19 protein-coding genes are annotated in these 19,394 nt (G+C 37.0%); all 19 read right to left on the reverse strand.

The genetic code is table 11. The features are described from left to right. Positions 1 to 11: 11 nt before the first annotated feature. The 19 genes from H6A27_RS03235 to H6A27_RS03325 all read right to left on the reverse strand — a co-directional run bounded on the left by H6A27_RS03235 (position 12) and on the right by H6A27_RS03325 (position 19,273). Positions 12 to 1,193 carry a DUF418 domain-containing protein gene (locus H6A27_RS03235; RefSeq protein ID WP_204507652.1) on the reverse strand — a complete coding sequence of 394 codons (1,182 nt, stop codon included), beginning with the start codon at positions 1,191 to 1,193 and terminating at the stop codon, positions 12 to 14. A gap of 78 nt (positions 1,194 to 1,271) precedes the next feature. Then, the gene (gene secG, locus H6A27_RS03240; protein WP_204401131.1) at positions 1,272 to 1,634 is read right to left on the reverse strand and encodes a preprotein translocase subunit SecG; all 363 of its coding nucleotides are present in this window, start codon (positions 1,632 to 1,634) and stop codon (positions 1,272 to 1,274) included. Between the two features lie 6 nt (positions 1,635 to 1,640). Then, entirely contained in the window at positions 1,641 to 2,468 is an 828-nt protein-coding gene (locus H6A27_RS03245; RefSeq protein WP_204507653.1) for a tetratricopeptide repeat protein, read from the reverse strand. Positions 2,469 to 2,480: 12 nt separating this feature from the next. Further along, a complete protein-coding gene (lptE, locus tag H6A27_RS03250) occupies positions 2,481 to 2,996 on the reverse strand; it encodes an LPS assembly lipoprotein LptE (protein ID WP_394800027.1) in 516 nt (171 codons plus the stop codon). 1 nt (position 2,997) lies between these two features. Next, the gene (locus tag H6A27_RS03255) at positions 2,998 to 4,326 is read right to left on the reverse strand and encodes a sigma-54 interaction domain-containing protein (protein WP_204507654.1); all 1,329 of its coding nucleotides are present in this window, start codon (positions 4,324 to 4,326) and stop codon (positions 2,998 to 3,000) included. A 69-nt stretch (positions 4,327 to 4,395) separates the two neighbouring features. Beyond that, positions 4,396 to 7,026, reverse strand: a complete 2,631-nt coding sequence (locus tag H6A27_RS03260) for a DUF5686 and carboxypeptidase-like regulatory domain-containing protein (RefSeq protein ID WP_204507655.1) — start codon at positions 7,024 to 7,026, stop codon at positions 4,396 to 4,398. Between the two features lie 101 nt (positions 7,027 to 7,127). After that, positions 7,128 to 7,820, reverse strand: a complete 693-nt coding sequence (locus H6A27_RS03265; protein WP_204401121.1) for a CDP-alcohol phosphatidyltransferase family protein — start codon at positions 7,818 to 7,820, stop codon at positions 7,128 to 7,130. Between the two features lie 38 nt (positions 7,821 to 7,858). Next, complete coding sequence (locus tag H6A27_RS03270) at positions 7,859 to 8,566, reverse strand: IspD/TarI family cytidylyltransferase (protein ID WP_204507656.1); 708 nt, start codon at positions 8,564 to 8,566, stop codon at positions 7,859 to 7,861. Further along, positions 8,563 to 9,498, reverse strand: a complete 936-nt coding sequence (locus tag H6A27_RS03275) for a CDP-alcohol phosphatidyltransferase family protein (protein WP_204507657.1) — start codon at positions 9,496 to 9,498, stop codon at positions 8,563 to 8,565. Before H6A27_RS03275 ends, H6A27_RS03270 begins: the two co-directional genes overlap by 4 nt. A 7-nt stretch (positions 9,499 to 9,505) precedes the next feature. Next, entirely contained in the window at positions 9,506 to 10,498 is a 993-nt protein-coding gene (locus H6A27_RS03280; RefSeq protein WP_204507658.1) for a lysylphosphatidylglycerol synthase transmembrane domain-containing protein, read from the reverse strand. Next, complete coding sequence (gene pdxA / locus H6A27_RS03285; RefSeq protein WP_204507659.1) at positions 10,488 to 11,582, reverse strand: 4-hydroxythreonine-4-phosphate dehydrogenase PdxA; 1,095 nt, start codon at positions 11,580 to 11,582, stop codon at positions 10,488 to 10,490. Before pdxA ends, H6A27_RS03280 begins: the two co-directional genes overlap by 11 nt. Before the next feature lie 27 nt (positions 11,583 to 11,609). Further along, positions 11,610 to 12,665, reverse strand: a complete 1,056-nt coding sequence (locus H6A27_RS03290) for a DUF4837 family protein (RefSeq protein WP_204507660.1) — start codon at positions 12,663 to 12,665, stop codon at positions 11,610 to 11,612. Positions 12,666 to 12,685: 20 nt separating this feature from the next. Next, positions 12,686 to 13,729, reverse strand: a complete 1,044-nt coding sequence (gene rlmN, locus H6A27_RS03295; protein WP_204507669.1) for a dual-specificity RNA methyltransferase RlmN — start codon at positions 13,727 to 13,729, stop codon at positions 12,686 to 12,688. Positions 13,730 to 14,020: 291 nt separating this feature from the next. After that, complete coding sequence (locus H6A27_RS03300; RefSeq protein ID WP_239469551.1) at positions 14,021 to 14,629, reverse strand: hypothetical protein; 609 nt, start codon at positions 14,627 to 14,629, stop codon at positions 14,021 to 14,023. 110 nt (positions 14,630 to 14,739) lie between these two features. Further along, complete coding sequence (locus tag H6A27_RS03305) at positions 14,740 to 16,245, reverse strand: DUF262 domain-containing protein (protein WP_204507661.1); 1,506 nt, start codon at positions 16,243 to 16,245, stop codon at positions 14,740 to 14,742. A 2-nt stretch (positions 16,246 to 16,247) separates the two neighbouring features. Beyond that, complete coding sequence (locus tag H6A27_RS03310; RefSeq protein ID WP_204507662.1) at positions 16,248 to 17,183, reverse strand: hypothetical protein; 936 nt, start codon at positions 17,181 to 17,183, stop codon at positions 16,248 to 16,250. Beyond that, positions 17,180 to 18,328, reverse strand: coding sequence for a DUF3696 domain-containing protein (locus H6A27_RS03315; RefSeq protein WP_204507663.1), 1,149 nt, complete (start codon positions 18,326 to 18,328; stop codon positions 17,180 to 17,182). The genes H6A27_RS03310 and H6A27_RS03315 overlap by 4 nt, the downstream gene beginning before the upstream one ends. Positions 18,329 to 18,512: 184 nt before the next feature. Then, positions 18,513 to 18,758 (reverse strand): hypothetical protein, encoded by a 246-nt coding sequence (locus H6A27_RS03320; RefSeq protein ID WP_204507664.1) that lies wholly within the window; start codon positions 18,756 to 18,758, stop codon positions 18,513 to 18,515. Positions 18,759 to 18,829: 71 nt separating this feature from the next. Next, entirely contained in the window at positions 18,830 to 19,273 is a 444-nt protein-coding gene (locus tag H6A27_RS03325; protein WP_204507665.1) for a hypothetical protein, read from the reverse strand. Positions 19,274 to 19,394 lie beyond the last annotated feature (121 nt).

Raw genomic sequence — 19,394 nt, forward strand, 5'->3', positions numbered from 1 at the left:
GTATATAAATCTTATCTCGCTTTACCTATCCATGTAAGTTTGTGCCATACAGTTTCAAGCGGACCTCTCTTAAAATGCTTGAACCACCAGTGGGCAAAAGTAACCTGTAAAGCCAGGAAAACAATTCCAACCAAAAGACTATATGTCGTACCACACACCTTATGAAGCTCAAGACCATAACCGAAATAAAGGAAACTACCTATAACGGATTGTGATACATAATCAGTAAGACTCATCCTTCCGTATGGAGCAAGTATTCTCTGAACCTTTCCACCGCATGTCCAATAAAGTAACAGGAATGAAGCCACAATACATAACATAAAGAAGAAATTATACCAAGAGTTCAATACTGTCTTCAGCGAAGAAAGCATAAACTTGATTTCAATCTGAGTATAAACAAATTCCTTGAAATAATACATTACCAATGTTAAAGGCAATGAGATACATAAAACTTTAACCCAAAAATCCCTTGACTTACGCAGAGAATCATCCGATGAAGCATCAAAATATCCAAGTCTTCCCAAAAGAATTCCCAACATAAACAATGATGCAGTCTGGAACACACGACCGTAGCACCATGCCCAGTTAAGACTGGCAAGCTGACCGGTTACTAAGTTAACCTTAACCATTTCCCAAAAGGAATGTCCTCCAAGCTGAGGATAAACATCCCCTAAAGAGAATATCATCTGCTGAGGATTTTCCAATGGATTAAATACAGAATATAATACCTTTACCCATTCAACAGGCTGAAGCATGAGGAACACAGCCATAGCAAAAAGAGCTTTATTACCCCAATGCCTGACCGGGACCAAGACCAAACCAACCAGAGCATATAGTACAAGAATCTCCCCCGGGAAAAATGCCGCATTGATAAATCCAAAACCGAGAAGCAGCAACAGTCTCCACATATATCTGTTTCTGAAATCTTCTCCCCTCTTTTCCGAACTTCGGCTCTGTAAATAAAAGGTAAAGCCAAACAACAATGCAAAAATAGCGTATGTCTTACCCGAAAAAGCAAAGAACATCATATCCCACAAAGTTGTATCCAAAGCCTTTGTAGTTTCATTTGCAGCATCAGGGAATGAATAAAAATTGAAATGTTCAATGTTATGGAGAAGTATTATTCCCATCACGGCAAAACCTCGCAATGCATCTATTGCCACATTACGGCTCTTGTCATTAAGTGTTTTCATATATTACAAAAAAAATGTCATCCACAAACTTTACATGTTCATGAATGACATTATGATTTAATTCTTTCTTAATCGATATTATTGTGCAGAATCACCTGTTGCAGGAGCAGCAGCCGCATCATCAGCCTGAGGAGCAGCAAAACCTGCAGGTGCATTCAAAGGATTAGTACTCTGTTCTTCTACAGCCTGTTTCATGATAACTGAAGAGTTTTCAGCGGCCTGTGGTATTACATAAGTAGCAGCAATGCTGATTACTACCATGAAAGCAGCAAGTCCCCATGTCAGTTTTTCAATAAAATCAGTTGTCTTACGAACACCCATAATCTGGTTTGATGATGCAAAACTGGAAGCCAAGCCTCCACCTTTAGAATTCTGTATCATTACAACAAAGCATAGTAACAATGCTGCAAGCACAATCAATACAATAAATAATAAATACATTTTCTTTTATTTTGATTTAGCGTTAATAATCAATCTTTCCAAAAATCTTATTTGGTCTGCAAAGTAAGCATTTTTTTTTGGATATTTCAAATTTAATTTTTTAATAATTTCCAGAGCTTTATCATATCTTTGCTGTTTAACATATATTTTGGCTAATGTCTCAGTAAGATATTTGTCATCACCACTATCTTCCACAGTCTTGACATCTGCCTCATCAGTTGCTTCAGTAGTGACATCCATATAATCGTCTTCCGTCGCTTCAAGCTCTTCATCACAAAACTCATCCACATCCTCTGTATTTTCACTCTTTCTATTATATGAAGACAGCATTCCTGTTTCAGATTTTTCAATAAAGTCATCTATCAGACTCTGTCCTTTAAGTGGAAGAGTTTCGCTGACAGTTTCATCTTTATATCCATCATTTGATTTAAGCAACAACAATGATGAATAATCCATTACAGTATCAGCCGGAAGAGATAGTTCTGGAGATAATCCCTTGTCATTAGGAATTTCCGACAGAAATCTGTCTATCAAATCAAGAGTTCTATCGTGGACAACATGTTTTTCAGAGCCATCAAATTCATGCTTTGGAGCAGAGAATTTACTGCCTTCAATGAAATAAAACAAAATACTCAAATCGGCTACATATAGTGCGCCGCGTCTCAATTCATCTTTAAAAGAAGGACTGTCAAGTAAATAAAGGTTCTTGAGCAACAACAACCAAGCAGTCTGAAAATATGGATAACGCAATATAATGGAACGTAACTCGTCAAGAGTTTCATTCCCCAAAAGTTCAGGATTATTAATCCAATCATTTAATTTCTGCATTTCCATAGTCAAGAAATATTACCAGTTGGCTACCGTCGCATTGAATATCTGTTCTACTATCTCGTCAATCATTTGGTTTACAAGTTCTTCCTGAACAGCAGACAATTGTTGAGTAGAGTTGTATTCTCTACTTGCAGAAAACTGCTGTTCGAAATCTTCAGCATGATTTGTATTATTGACAAACCTCACGTTGACAGTCATTTTCAGTTCGGCCATTGTTGAATAACCGTCAGAGCCTACACCTTTATTGTATGCATCATAGTTTGTTATCTCGCCTGACAACTCCAAATCGCCGTTCTGTTTCACTTGTTTCAATCGAGTTTGCTGCATATACCTGTCCTGAAGCTCAGTATTGAACATAGACTCCATAGGTCCCCATACAAATGCAGCCGACCTGTTTGGGAAGTTCTCGAAAGAAATAGACTTCACCTTATCATAGTTTATTGAAGACCCATTAAATTTATACGATACGGTACAGGCTGCCAAAAGGCATAACGATACCGTCAATACAGAAAAAATATTAAATTTACTCATTTTATTCAAGCCCATATTCTTTTATTTTCCTATACAAAGTTCTTTCAGATATTTTCAAATCACTTGCCGCATTCTTGCGCTTACCATTATGGCGTTCAAGAGCCTTCTTTATCATTTCTTTTTCAACATCATCTAAAGAAAGGTTTTCTTCTACATAAACTTCTGTATCCTGATAATCGGACGAGTCGTCACGTTTTACCACTGTAGTTGGTACAGGAGTAATGGATGTCGGTGTCACCGGTTGAATTTGTCCCACCTGTGGATATTGTTGAACATGCGGAACTACCATCGGCATATCAGTAATGACGTCCATTGTAGAATCCTGAAGGAAATGAGGTTTATTCTCTACCGGATGAGTTCCATGACGCCCCGCATCACGCTCAGCCATAATCTCGTGTACTAACTTTTTCAGTTCTGTAACATCACGCCGCATGTCAAAAAGAACCTGATATAATATTTCTCTTTCACTTTCAAAACTTTTTCCACCAGAATGGGCAGTTCCCTTTGAACCGACAAAAGTCGGCAATTTCGAGTTGCTTGCAAAGTCAGGCAAATATGTAGAAAGTATTTCAGGAGTTATATCCCTGTTTGTTTCAATAATTGAAATCTGTTCTGTAATATTTTTCAACTGTCTTATATTACCAGGCCACGGATATTCCACAAGCATACGCTTTGCTTCTTCATTCAACTGAATTGATGGCATACGGTATTTTTCCGCAAAATCGGCAGCGAACTTTCTAAAAAGCAATGCAATATCACCAGGTCTCTCCCTTAAAGGCGGGACTTTAATAGGTACTGTATTAAGACGGTAATAGAGGTCCTCGCGAAAACGTCCTTCCGCTATCGCATCTGCAAAATTCACATTTGTGGCAGCTACAATTCTTACATCTGTTTTCTGTACTTTAGATGAGCCTACCTTTATATATTCACCTGTCTCAAGCACACGCAAAAGTCTGGCTTGCGTGGACAATGGCAATTCACCTACTTCATCCAGAAATATAGTACCACCATTGGCCTCGGCAAAATAACCGTTCCTGTCGCTAATTGCTCCAGTAAACGCTCCTTTCTCGTGACCGAACAATTCCGAATCAATAGTTCCTTCAGGTATAGCCCCACAATTGACAGCTATATAAGGTCCATGTTTTCTTCTGCTGAACTGATGTATAATCTGTGGAAAACTTTCCTTACCTACTCCACTTTCGCCGGTAACAAGTACCGAAAGATCTGTAGGAGCCACCTGCATGGCTATATCTATCGCCCTGTTTAGTCCCTCGGTATTACCTATAATACCAAAACGAAGTTTTATATTCTGAATATCTGATTTTACCATAAAACACAAATTGTCTGCCAAATTTACAAAATCTTTGGAAAGATGACTAATATATGGTACGAAATTACATCAGAATACCGTACGTATCATCAATCTCACGCCCCATTTATTAGCTGTAGGAAGATGGTTATAATTAAGTCGCCTTACGTACTCAATATGTAAAAGTTTGAAAATGTTATGAATACCTGCAGTAATTTCAACGTATGGCACCTTAGGGTCCATCACATGACTGGAATAATTATACTTTCCTGTAGCATCATAATGTCCTGGAAACATCATAAGCGTTTCGTCATTCCTGTTTTTCTCAAGGAAAGGATTGTTTTTGTCAGTAAGAGTACCCCACAAACATTTTACTCCGATAAACTCACGCCATTTCAATTTCTTTATCAAAGGTATTCTATTGAACAGTTTTCCCTGCATGTTCCATGAAAAATCCAACGACGCATACCTGTCATTAAGGAACTCCATATTATTAATCAAATTGAAAGTTTCATCCTGAATAATATACGACAAGTTTGCAGCAGGCATAATCAACAACGGGAAAGGAACTTTGTTCCACTGTATTCCGCCTTTCAGATATATGTCAACATTACCCCATGAACTCAACCAGAAACGTTTGTAGGCACTGGCCTCTGTCATGTTATAAGTGTAGTCACTTCCTAAAACGCCTTTCAAGCCCACCGTATGTTGAAGAACAAATTCCGGAGCGTCAAGATTTACCGGCAATCTCCTCTGTTTTGTATTTACAAAAGTCTCACCTGGAGCATATCTCAATGCCAAAGAAGCCTCAGTTACTGTTATGTCATGAGTATTGAAAGGAGACTTCACCCATTTATTACCAGAAACAGAACCATCTGCAATTGCAGACTGAAGTTTGGACTCTCCAGCCATAGTACGATAGAACAACTCTCCACAAGGCTCATAGTTGGCATATCTCAGCATAGCGGTTGTCTTGAAACCAAATTCGCGTTCACGTTCATATTTAATAGTAGCCTTACGCTCGTAATTATACTGGTCAACCTGACATACCTTTAGAGCAGTAAAAACATTATCCTTGTCGGCATTGATAAACTTATCTGACGGAAGCATGTTATCATACTGGTATGTAAATGTCATAGAATGTTTAGGAAATTCTCTTGGCAAATATTCCTTTTTATCAAAAGAATATTCAATTTCTCCCATATATTTTGACTTCCTATCCTTAAATCCGTAAGCATAATACCCCTTAAGGAAAATGTTAGGATGAAGGTTGGCAGTAGTTTGTGCAGACGCACGCAGACGCAAACCGTCAATATAGTTAGATGTAATCATTGTATTAATCGGACCAATATCAACCTTACTATCCTTACTTGTTTCCACATAACTTTCAATGATAGCTCTGAGTCCAAACATTATATATTTGAAACCTTTGATTTTTGCCAAATCATCAAGAAAGCTTCCCATACGTGTTTCCGATTCTGTCAGTTCTTCCTGTCTGTACTTCTTCCAAAAATCATCGTCACGCATCATGGCATTAACATCTTTTATTTCTGAACCTTTCATTTTGAAGAGCTTGTCAGGTAATGGCTCAAAAGAGAAATCAAAGTTACGCGTAGTACGCCTTACCATATACGACCCAAGTATCTTTTTCAGATAAGACAATTCACAAAGCATATCATCTTCCATCAACGACCATTCGCCAGTTGGCAGTTCACCGAACTTCTGATTTATAATCATGTGATCGACAAAATTTATATCAGTCTTTTTAGGAAGATTCATATTACACTGCTTCACCCTATATGTTGAATCCGCCAATATATACAGATGTCCTGTAAATCCAAAGTCCTGCGAATTATTAGGAACAAAAGTCAAATGGAAACACTTGTCACGTTCTACAAATACAGTATCCATTATATAATACTTATAAAATCTTATCCCTGCGTCAGAAACAGGACTGTCAAAAGGATATTGCAAGAAGCGGAAACGGTCTTCATAAATATCTATATCCTGAAAGACATCTTTCAATACAGTAGTAAGCATATCGCCAGTACTAAACAGTTCGTTTATTCCTCTTGAATCAATTCCCTGGATAATTGTTTTTTCGGAACGTGGCTCCTTTCTATATATTTTCTGCGAAACAGTCTCATCCACAGAAACAGGCAAAATTCGTTTCTGAGTAACATCACATATCTCTACCTGATCGCGTAGAAACGGATACTTCTTAAAAAGCCATGATTCTCTTAGAGAATCAGGTGTAATATCATTTACAGCTAATGTAATCTTTTGATACTTATTATAGAAATAATAATCTTTATTTTCCAGATTTGTTCTTCCCTTCGACTCAATTACTTTCTTCATAAGTTCTACAGCAGGGTTGTTCTTCCTGGAATATTTTTCTTTTTTGGGCTTAACCACGACCTCATCAAGAACCAGTTCCGACTTCATGCTCACATTCAGTTCCGTGGTTTTTGACGATACTTTAATATCCTGCCTTGTATAACCCACCATAGAGAATGTCAGTTTGTTCCAGCCTGAACGATATGGGATAGAATACTTTCCGTCAATATCAGTAATAGTACCCACTCCCTTACCGTCATAATATATATTCAAATATGGGATAGGTTCACCGGTATCCGAATCAACAACAACTCCATGAATCTGAGCATACATACCTAAAGCCCAAACCCATAAAGCTATCACAACGAGTAATCTTTTTACCATATTAATTATATATTTATATTCAAATTTAAAAACGTAATCCGTATATCCGGAACAATATAGACAAACAAGTTAGTTCTGTTTATTTTGTGTTTTAATAGCAGTTACTGCTTTTTATATGGTTTTATTGGATCTTGAACTGATAAAGCTTTCCTATCCTTACTAAACTGAATAAAATATGCCACAAAAAGGAAAACCGCGATAGCCAATCCAACAATATCATATACTCCAAAATGCTGACCATATATATCTAAAGATATTTCATCCCAAGGTGTGTACATACATATAGTATTAATCAATATGATAACCAGTCTAAACTCAGTTGGTCCAAAAGAGCTATATGTCAGACGAAATTCTCCCTTAATAATTGTAATAATATATGTATATACAGACAGAACAAGATAACCTGCCAAAACCAACAATGCAATGTCAAATCTAAACATAGGAGATAATCCTGCACCTATACACATAATACATATCGTAATGGCATCCAAAGAATGGTCAATAAAAAAACCATAAACAGGACGCTGAAGATTTCGTACCCTGGCCAATGTTCCATCCAAACTATCTCCATACCAATTTATAACCATACCCAATGAGGCCAGCCATAAATACATAATATTTTTCGAAGCCAACACACACCCTATAGCATAAACTATGGCGCCTAAAACTCCCATATAAGTCAGGAAATCTGAAGTTACCCAACGTGGCTGTCTCTGTGCCAGCCAAATCAAGGCTACTTTTTCTGCTCTGTTAAGTATTGATGTCTGAATTCTTTTTGACTCTTCTTTTCCCATACCACTCTCTTCTTTTTATATATTACTTTATTATATCTTTATCGTATATTCATTTTTAACAATATCTCAAAAATCTTCAAATCCTCAGGATAAGTCAGTTTCAAGTTAAATCTGTCACCATCGACCATATATAATGGAGTATAATCCAATTGCGACATTAATATATACAAAGACTGCGAAACTATTCCTTTTTCATTTGCCTCGTTTATAGCTGAAGCTATGCATCCAAGTTTAAATGTCTGTGGAGTCTGTACCATAAACATATTTTCTCTCATGAAATGCTGTTCAGACGAAATTCCATTCTCGCTATACAGATACGATTCATTGCCTCTAATAGCTGTAACAGCATTGCCTCTTAACATACACGAATTGACATTATCTGATATTATCTTATCCGTGATGAAAGGCCTTACCGATTCATGAACCATGACTATATCGTCTTCATTATAACCGTTTAACAGCATATATTCAATACCATTAGAAATGGATTCCTGGCTATTGCAACCACCTTCAACCACTCCCTTTAGTTTTGTAATATTATAAATTGCAGCCATTTTTCTCAGTTTATCTATCCAACCAGATAAACAAGCTACAATAATAACATCAATATCATTGCTTTGTTCAAACTTCAACAAAGTATGAATAATAACAGGCTTACCAAGCAAATCCAGAAACTGCTTTGGAGTTTCCTTATGCATCCTGTCACCATATCCTCCAGCCATTACAAAAGCTATTTTTCTGCTCATAGACTTTTATCTAAACAAAAATCCTTGTACATTTTCTTACAAAAACTTTCATGCCTGCATCTCATATAGAAAAATAAAATATTAAGAACTGTAACTTCAAAAATAAAGAAGATCCATGGCTCTTTTACAAGAATGGAGACAAAAAGCACGAAAGCCCTCGTATCAAATGTGAGAATATTGGTATATTTCATCAAAGGTTTACTATTCCTTCTATACTCATCTCTGAAATCCGAAGGTATATCTACACCTTTACTCAACCAGGTATTTTCTACGCCACGCAACAATTTCTGTAATGATGGCGACAAACGTTCCTGACTTTTAGTATATCTTATATAGAATATCAAATACAATTTTTCAAACCATGCATTTCTCCAGCTCAAGGATTTCATCTTTTCAATCTGCTTTGACGACTTGTCAAATTCCGAATTTGCATTACCCTTTTGGAAAAACATGTGAATATTTCGGTAATAGTCCGACAATGCACATTGCTTGCTATGACAAATAAAGCCAGAGAATGCAGCCAACAACCATATATATATTCCCCAAGTGTCCGTAAGTCGTAAACTTATAAAGAAATATATAGAAAAAAACCATAAATCACCGGCAAAGCCGTCAAGTACTCGTCCTAACAGACTTTTCTTGCCAGTCATTCTGGCCAATTGCCCATCGGCACAATCATACCAGTTTGCCCATATCAAAAGAAAAATGCCCAACAATCCATGACGTAGATCTTCAAAATAAAACATATACCCCGCCAACATGCCCAATATTATGGATATAATGGTGACGACATTAGGATGAACTCCTAATTTCTTAAAAAACAACGCCCATAAATAGCCGCTTGAACGGGTTACATATATTTCAAAAAATCCCTCTGTATCTTCTGATTTTAATGTTGATTTCAGTCCTTTCTTAAATGAAACTAAATCCATGGTCCTTTTATTTATTACCTATCTTCATCAATGCTATACCAATGATTACACACACCACTTCCCTAATTCTTATAAGAAGCGCCATGAATACGCCATAAGAATACGGGATAGACAGTAACGCAACAGACATCACAAATCCACCTTCGCGAGCGCCAAGCTGCATTGGTGAAAAGAACATCAGATTGGCAAACAATGATGTAAACGCTAATATCAATATACTGTCGAAGAAACTTGCGTCAGTAGAGAATATCAACAAGATGATATATACCTCAAGACAAGATACGACTCTTGCTACAAATTCCAGTGACAATGAAGTAAAGAAAGTATATTTATTATTCCTATACAAATCCTTTATCTGATCGTCAATCTGCACAAAAGTTTCTTCCTTTCTCTCTATTAATCTGGTTATTTTGTTCTTTATAAAAGGCATACGCTGCAAAAAACGCATCAGCTTCATTACCATTCCCGAACGATATCCTTTAATAAAAAAGTAAATTCCTATCATACACGCCACAACAAAAATACTCATGATTATCACATAAGTCCTGTTTATCTGGTTATAGTATGACAATATATAAATAAGCAGCGAGAACAGCCAAAAACAAAAGTGAGAGAAAATATGCATCATCGCATACAATATCACACTTGAAGATGCCTTTTCTATACCTACGTAGGGTTTCAACTCCATTATACGGTAAGGTTCGCCTCCCATCAGCCCAACCGGCGTAGTAGAGTTCAATGCAAAACCGGTAATGGTATATTTGAAGACTTTCAAAAAAGGAACTTTAACCCCATTCAACCCATTACAAATAATAGCATACCATGCTCCCGCATTTATAGCATATATAAACATCCATAGCAACAACAATACAGGAAACCATATACCGGCTTTTCTCAAGCATGACACTACATCCTCGTATGTCATGTCCATTCCAAAAAGCATTATTACTATGGCTACAACTCCTACTATGAAAAATATATTCCTGAACTTACTCTTCATATTCAGCGTCAAGTTTCAATTTATCGCTATCATCGCGTTTCTCGTAATACTGTTTGCGAAGCGGATTCGCACTTATCTCTCTCTCCATACATCTGTTACGGAATACGTCAATAGCAATATAAATAGCCTGACGAAACGAATCTTCCGAAGCAACCCCTTGTCCGGCAATATCATACGCCGTACCATGTGCCGGCGATGTCCTTACAATAGGCAAACCTGCTGTATAGTTCACTCCTTCATCCATGGCCAAAGCTTTGAATGGAGCCAATCCCTGGTCATGGTACATAGCCATGATACCATCGAAATGAGTAAAGTTACCCGACCCCATAAATCCATCTGCAGGGTAAGGGCCAAAACACTGTATTCCTTTTGCTTTCAGTTCTTCCATTGCCGGAATAATGACATCCTGTTCCTCTGTACCAAGAAGACCATTATCACCGGCATGAGGATTCAGTGAGAACACAGCAATGCGCGGACATCCTATTCCGAAATCCTGTTTCAACGATTTATGGAATATCTCTATTTTTTCTTCTATCAATTCCTTGGTAAGTATAGACGGGATTTCCCTTACAGGAACATGACCTGTAACCAAAGCCACCCTGAAATCATTCTTCATAAGAATCATCAATGACTTGTTGCCGTCTCCCACACGTTCTTCTATATATTCTGTATGACCAGGGAAATGAAATGTTTCGGACTGTATGGTATGCTTGTTGATAGGAGCTGTTACCAGCACATCAATTCCACCCTCACGATAGTCGGCCAACGCTCTTTCCAAAGCATCCAGTGCAGCCTTTCCGGCTTCTGCTGTAGGCTTGCCAAGCTCCACCTTAAGTTCTTCTGCAGTACAATTCAAGACATTCAGTCTGCCATCCTGTATTTCCTTTGCAGAATTTATTATGCTGAAATTGGCAGAAATATCCATCGCTTTACGATGATAAGCCGCTACCTTTGGCGACCCGTACACTACCGGCGTACATAATTCCATCATTTCCGGTTCGGAAAAGGCCTTCAATATAACCTCATAACCTACTCCATTGATGTCACCGTGGGTGATTCCCACTCTTATTTTACGTCTTTCCATGTCTATACTTATAATATAATGTATATTTTATTTTATAGAGTCACCTGTGATGGTAATTTCAGTCACACCAGCCCCTATAGGCAATTCGAATACTTCTTTCTGTGCAGGTAATTTCAGAGTGTAAAGACATGCCTCAAGCTTGCGCATAAGGTCACGCTTCAATTTGTCAGGTTTAAAGACAAAACCCTCCACCACTATTACTCTGGCATTAGCCCTGTCAACCCTGACATGCGATACGAAAGGACCTCCCATAGCATCGTTTCTCATTTCCCATAATCCTCTCGCCTCAAAAGCATAATCACCTTTAACAGCTATGTTCTTTACATCCACAAAGATTGAGTCTGCTGTCTCCATATACATACCTTCCATTGACCCCGGTATGTTGATTTTCATTACAGAATCACGTTTGTTGATAAAATACTCCTTTGTAAACGTATTATTGTCCCTGAACGGATAAGAATACATCACGAAATTCATATCATTAAGATTGGTTGAAGCCCAAAAGAAATCCTCGCCCGTCTTAAACGAGTTCAGTTCATTAGGCATCCATATATCACAATCGAACAGACTTCCCACCTTTGCCGAAATGGCAGCATTATGTTTCTCACGCAAAAGGTTTATCTGACGGTTCATTTCAGCACGTGTAAAGAAATCCACAATCACCTGTCCGTGCTTACTTACGTATTCATCAAATTCCTTCTGATTTGGCGACTGTATAGTCATTATCATCTGTGGAGAAGCGTATGCATCGCGCGTATACTTAAATTTGGTTTGAGTGTAAATATCCTGAATATCAGCTATTATGATATTTCTGAAAATACGCATCACACGGTCAAAATTCGCAGGACGGATACGTGAGATTCTGAACGAACGTTCCGCCTGAGGCAAGCCCGGCACATCTGTATCAAGCACATGATAGAGCGCACTGTCCGGACTCATCCAGCAATTATCGTCCGCTACAACCATCACTTCGTATGGTCTTCCGCTTGAAACCGGAGTAATAATACTTTTACCATCATTACGGCATGATGCCAACACGACAGCCAACATCACGAAGCTAAAATAAAAAGCAATACGTTTCATATTATCAATTTCTTATTGGTTTACACATTATTTTTCTCAGCCTGCTGCTTGGCAGTGGAAAGCATTCCGCAAGCCGCAAATATATCCTCACCTCTCGAAGCCCTTATTGTGGCAAACACTCCATGCTGTGTCAGATAGTCACGGAATAGCACCATCGAATCCATGTCAGTACCTTCAAGATCCACATTCGGTATGGCATGAAAACGAATAAGGTTCATTCTGCAATCCAGTCCCTTCAATATCTTGACAAGCTCCTTGGCGTATATCAGACTGTCATTGACTCCTTTGAAAACAATATATTCAAACGAGAGACGTCTCTGCTTGCTGAAATCATACCGTTTCAATATCTCTATAATCTCCATTATGGAGAAAGCTTTCTCGGCAGGCATAAGTTCACGTCTCTGTGCCGGAAACGGAGAATGCAGGCTCACAGCCAGATGACAGTCACTTTCTTCAAGAAATCTTTCCAATCCTTTTTTCAGCCCTACAGTTGACACTGTTATCCTTTTCGGGCTCCACGCATACCCATAATCAGCAGTGAGAATTTCCAAAGCCCTAAGTACTTCATTCAGATTATCAAAAGGCTCACCCATACCCATGAACACTACATTTGTCAATGTATCCCTCTCAGGAATGGAATATATCTGATTAAGAATCTGCGCGGCTGTCAGACTGTTGGTATATCCCTGCTTGCCCGTCATACAAAACTTACAGTTCATCTTGCATCCCACTTGTGATGACACACACAATGTCGCCCTGTCATCGTCAGGTATATAAACAGCCTCAATATAATCATTTTCCGGGGTACGGAATAAATATTTCACAGTTCCATCTACGGAACGCATTTCGTGTACAGGAGGAGTTGCCCCAACCTCATATTTCCGCGACAATAGCTCACGGTTTTTCAGTGACAGGTTTGTCATTTCATCTATTGAGGAAACTTTCTTCTCGTACAGCCAAGATGCAATCTGTTTTGCGGTAAACTTTGGCATACCCAAATCCAAAACCACAGATTGAAGTTCATTCAAAGTTTTACCCAAAAGCGGTGATTTTATATCAGTCATCATTCAGTTATATACATTTAGCGTACAAAGTTAGCCAAAAAATAGGATAAACCATCTATAATTATCCTAATAATGACTAATTACCGACATAATGAACAATATTATCCGACGAAATGACCAATAGACCTGATATAATACATGCAATAATAAAGCAAAGGCATTTTGCTTCAATATTCAAACCGATAGAAGATATTTAAACAGTTCACTAACCGTTCGTTAAGCGTCGGCTGAGCGGTATTTCAAACCTTTTGCAAAAGGTTTTAAACATGTTTGCAAAGCATACACAAGAATCTATAGATTATTCCCCGATGCATTCTCTATCAAAGCCTTTCCAATCTCCATTTGTAAATGTTTAGGCAGTCGAAATAGCTTATCCATCAGCTCGTCATACGTCAAATCCATACAGACATTAAATACAGGTTCTTCCTTTATGTTACCATCAATCCTGTCAACAACCATAGCACCATCAATGAATTCAGAAAAATCAGGAACATCCGGCCAATTTTCTATCGTTCCATTACTCTTTATTCTCAACCTTATGTAATCCCCACATCCGTCAGCATCCGGAATAAGCCTGTTGGGAACATAACCCGAAATTCTACATAACGCTTTATTGTCTTTGCCGAGAAGGAAATAAGTGCCACTATCACTCACCTTAGCCTGAAAAAGAATATTTCCATATTCCTCAGGCCAGTTTAAAAGATTATGCGACCTTAGTTCTATTATACCGGTCCACATTCCCTTCGAAACCAAAGGATATTTATCCTCACACAATTCTCCAAATAAAGAATCGGTATATTTACACATTTCTTCATGAAAAGGGAAACTTATAACCAGGTAGTATGCTTGTTCCAGCAACTCCCTTTCGTTCATTCTTCTAAGGATCTGTTTTGATTTCATGATATTTTAATTTCTATTACATTATATCATCGGTATTGCAAATAAAAATTATTCATCAACATTTACAATCCTAATTCCCCAAGCTTCTAATTTTAAAAACATTTCAATTCTCATGAACATTCCAGACCTACATATTTTAATAGTTCTCGTTCTATTTCCAAAATTATTTTCTCTCGGAGTTTACAAAAACATTCTTTGTCATTTACATTCTTTATCATTTCTTGCGATATCGCATACGACTCATAAAAATGAGAATCTGCCGATTGCAAATTTATCACTTTTATTCTGTCTTCTGTTCTGAAATAAGGAATGACACCTCTCGGGTCATTTCTATACATCTTAATTGGGTCACAAAAAACAATATCAGCATTTGGATTTAATGAAATGTATTTATAAACAAGAGAAAGAACCATGAAATTCGATAAAGCGGAACCAGTAGCATACCTAAAATTCAAAGAATCACTCCCTATTTCAATAGATTCATACTCTATGGCAGTTTTCTCATCACCAACAATAAATCGTTCAAACCTTCTGAAAAGAGTTCTGACTATTGTCAGAGAGCCATTAAGAAATGACTGATTATATGTAGTATAAAAAAACCATTTCTTCAATTCCTGTCTCTGTTCGTATGTTGGATTTTTATGCTCTTTAAAGAATCCTGCCAAAGCTATCAATTGCTTCACATAAGGCAATAACTTGCTGGAAATCACATAGCATTCATCATGCAAGAATTTTACTGTATTAGATATATCCTCCTTTATTTCATTCCAATGAGGTGTAAAATCCAACTTATCCAAATCCTTTAAAAGTTGTGTATCATAAAAATTCTTGCCAACATATCTATAGCAACAATTAAGAATATCATCCGACTTCAATGTTTCAAAGCCATATACCGCAAGCGAATTTATAAATTCATTAATACTGTCAGATATTAATACATCCTCCTTGCTTTTATAAAATACGGCCTGTAGCATTGATACTTTTGAAATATCAGTTCCCTTTGAGTTCAAACGTGAAAATACAGTACTAGCTTCATTTATATCACAATTTTCCAAAAGCATTTCTCCAATCTGATAACTTTGCAATACACTGTTTATCTTACGTGCTCTGTTAACATAAGTCTGAGCTTTATCCTGATCATTTTTATAATAGTCCATTATCTGCTGCAGTTTCTCAAGCATAAGAAATGTATCATACAAATCAGACACTTTCAAGATATGCAATTGAGGCTTCTTGACATATTCAAAACATTCTTTTTCAAGATTATAGCAGATATTGAATATATCTTTTTTGTCATCATAATGCAAAACACTACAATAAAACGAAGTCAGACGCTGCCTTCCGTCAAGAATATAATATTCCGGTTTGCTTTCTTCATCTATTTCATCAGTAATAATATCACGTGATTTCAATGGAAACTGTTTCGGTTCAGGCTTCCATAATAATATAGAACCTATAGGATAACCATGTTGGATACTGTCAAACAAATCCAATACCTGCTCTTTACGCCAGACAAAACTGCGCTGAAAAGAAGGTACACCATAAATTCCTTTTTTTATTTTTGTTACAATCTCGTGCAAATATTCACGTTCCGGTTTTATGCTTATCTCTGCCATAACTATATAATACGAACAAGTTTCAATAAGAATAGCTGTAATTCAGACAAATCTTCGCCATTTACATAAAAGTGCTTAAGCCCGCTTTCATATTTCTTACGTGACATTTTAGAAGTCAATGACGGTAATTTATCCTTACTATAGCCAGCTATTTTCTCACTTATTTTCAGATAATCCCTATCAACACCAGTTTCCGTTATATTAGAAGTATTCATTTTTGCTTCTTCGTATGCTTCATTTGGGAAATAGTTCTCAATACATCTTTTATACCACATGTGCCAGACATATAAAGGTTGGTTTAATGTATAAATTTTATCAAGTTCATATCCTCCAAAAGATTCACTATCCTCACCACATAAAAAACAGTACAATTTTGCTCTATCATTAGGAATACATTTCTCTGATACGGAATCACTATCAAGCAATGCACATATCTTATGCCGACCTACTCCTAAATAAGGAGATGCCTCCTGCAGTTCGATATGCTGCTGATGTTGTGTCCATCCACCTCCATGATATGGAAGCAACCGATTATTATTGATTGCCAATAAAAGCTTTTTAATCAGATTAGGATGCTGCTTGTCGTGCTTATATGTATCTATGATATGTTTATACACACTCCATTCATAAACAGCATTCTCTAAAATCAATAAAGATTTTTCTCCAAATAGAACCTCACATTGTTTATCTGTAAAATCACCCAAAGATAGAGTTGTCATATATATCTGCTCCTCCCTTGTAAAATCAAAGGGTTTGCTTCTACGAATCAGTTCTTTCTCCCAACTGCTACCCTCTTTATCTACTACTTCAAGAAGATATTCCTGTGTAGTAACGTCGCATGATATATAATGACCATTTTCTATTATCCTGCAACATATACGTGACAGCCATTTACTATCACAACGGGTTGCATAATCGCTTGTTATATGTGCTATCATTTTTTCCTATGTTGCATAATTTGTGCCAATAAATCAAAACTTTCACTGAAAATACCTTCCGGCCACGTTGACAATTGCCCATCTTCATCTATGGTTATCGTCTGTAAATAAGCCTCATTATCATCATCAGTATCAACAAAATATATAACAACATCTTCCGGCTTCAAATCAGACTCGCTGTCTGCCACTAAATTTCGTATAGCAAGCAAAACATTCTCCGAATGAGTTTCTATAACACATTTACGGTTATATTTCTTGACCATATCAGCCAGTCTGTATGCCACTGCTGCATGAGCCGCAGGATGCAAATGCAAGACAGGTTGTTCTACAAGAATAATATCAACTTTATCTTCTACAAAAGATTGCGTTATAATTGGTAGGACTTGAGGTAAACCCTGTCCAACATCCGCTATATTAACTTTTGCATCACCATGTTTGATATACAAGCTATATGTACCGGACGTAGGGCTGTTTCGTTCAAAATTAATTGCCTGGCCTTCCAGATTTTTCTCCAGCCATGATGACACATTATTAAACAATGTTTTTTTATCACTTAAATAAGATTTCAATAACAAAGAATAAGTATTAGAACCATTATAGCAAACATTTACAACAGCCTGATCAGAAGAAAGCTGAATATTTCTCTCAGGTTGCACTCTCAACGGACCAATATATGCAGTGTTAAAAGCCAGACCAACCTTCGATATATTCAGAGACTTCAAACTTTCCTCATGTACAAGTCCATTAAATACCTTATCCGGTGTTCCTAATGTTTCTATTTTGTTATTTTCCTCATTCTCAATAGAATATCTATACACATAAAGATTTCCTTTATCAATATAATATGAGACATTAACCTTAATACCATTCTCGAACTCTACACCTATAGAAAAATCCGTCATTTGGTTATTATGGAAAATATCCTCATATCTTCCACCCAATGACACATCTTTATTCCCCAATATCATAGGTCCGATAGCATATTCCGATGTCAAACTTCCCAAAACAGAAATCAATTTAAGTATCGAACTCTTGCCACTACTGTTTTTACCTATAAACAATGTAATCGGCTTAATATCAATTTCAGTAAGTTCACCACCAAAAGCCTTGTAATTTCTAAATGATATTTTTTTTATCTGACTCATACTCCTTTTACATTATGTATCAAACATCTAAATACAAAATTAGCGAAATTCTTCATTAAAATAATAACTTCGGGAAATAAATTCAATTGTTTGTCAAAATCAATCATAATGCCTTTTCCTGATTTTGGTTGAATGTTGTAATCAAATCTGTTCACTCTATGTTCACTAACCGTTCGTTATGCGTTCACTGACCGGTGTTGCAAATGCCTTGCAAAAGCTTGTTTGATTGTATAATTGTTTGTTTATCAATTATTATTTCATATATTTGCATTGTTGAATCCCGGTAGCCTCTGAACAATTTCAAGCTATCGGGTTTTGTTTTTGTCATCTTCTCATATAATTTGAACAGACATTCCAGTCTTGCTTCATCATTAGAGAACGGATATCCGGGATAACAGCTTTCCACTATATCATCATTAGTAGTTCTCATTTCCAAATCGCATTTTATCACTTCTTCTATTCCCGATTTTGGAAATGAGAATTATCAAAGTAATTTACCGGTTACACTATTTCAACTTTCATCTTTATTTTCAACGCTTTGGCTATTTTGTCAAGTTGTTTTTTCTTGTCATTAGTTGAACTGTGAGTCAGTATAAGCCACCCTCCATCTACCGGTACTTGTGCTTTTCCATATTTCGCATCCCTTGTGTTAGATATGATTGGCACTTTACAAAACTTCAAGCCAAGCTGTCGAACCCGTTCGATTCCTAAACGGCAAATTACTTCAACAAAAGTATCCTTTGCTTTCGCATTCTCTATTACAGTACCATCCGGCATTGTAACACGTAACAGAGTCTTTGGGGCAATATCCTCCTTCTTTGCTTTTTGCGGACCATTAGAACGATGTGCGACAATAGGGTCAGGTTTAATTTCTACCGCATCTGTCAATATCTCATCAATATTACGTTTACGGGAGAGACTAACCTTAAGTGGTCTACCCGGCACATAATCAACTACTGCCGAAAACGGAGCATACCCACCCACTCAGAACGGCTTAATCCACCCACAATTATTGCTAAAATGGCCTTGAAAAGTGCCTGAAAAACGGAGTATATCCGTTCATTTC

The sequence above is a fragment of the Bacteroides caecigallinarum genome, assembly GCF_016902295.1.
Taxonomy (GTDB): Bacteria; Bacteroidota; Bacteroidia; order Bacteroidales; family Bacteroidaceae; genus Phocaeicola; species Phocaeicola caecigallinarum_A.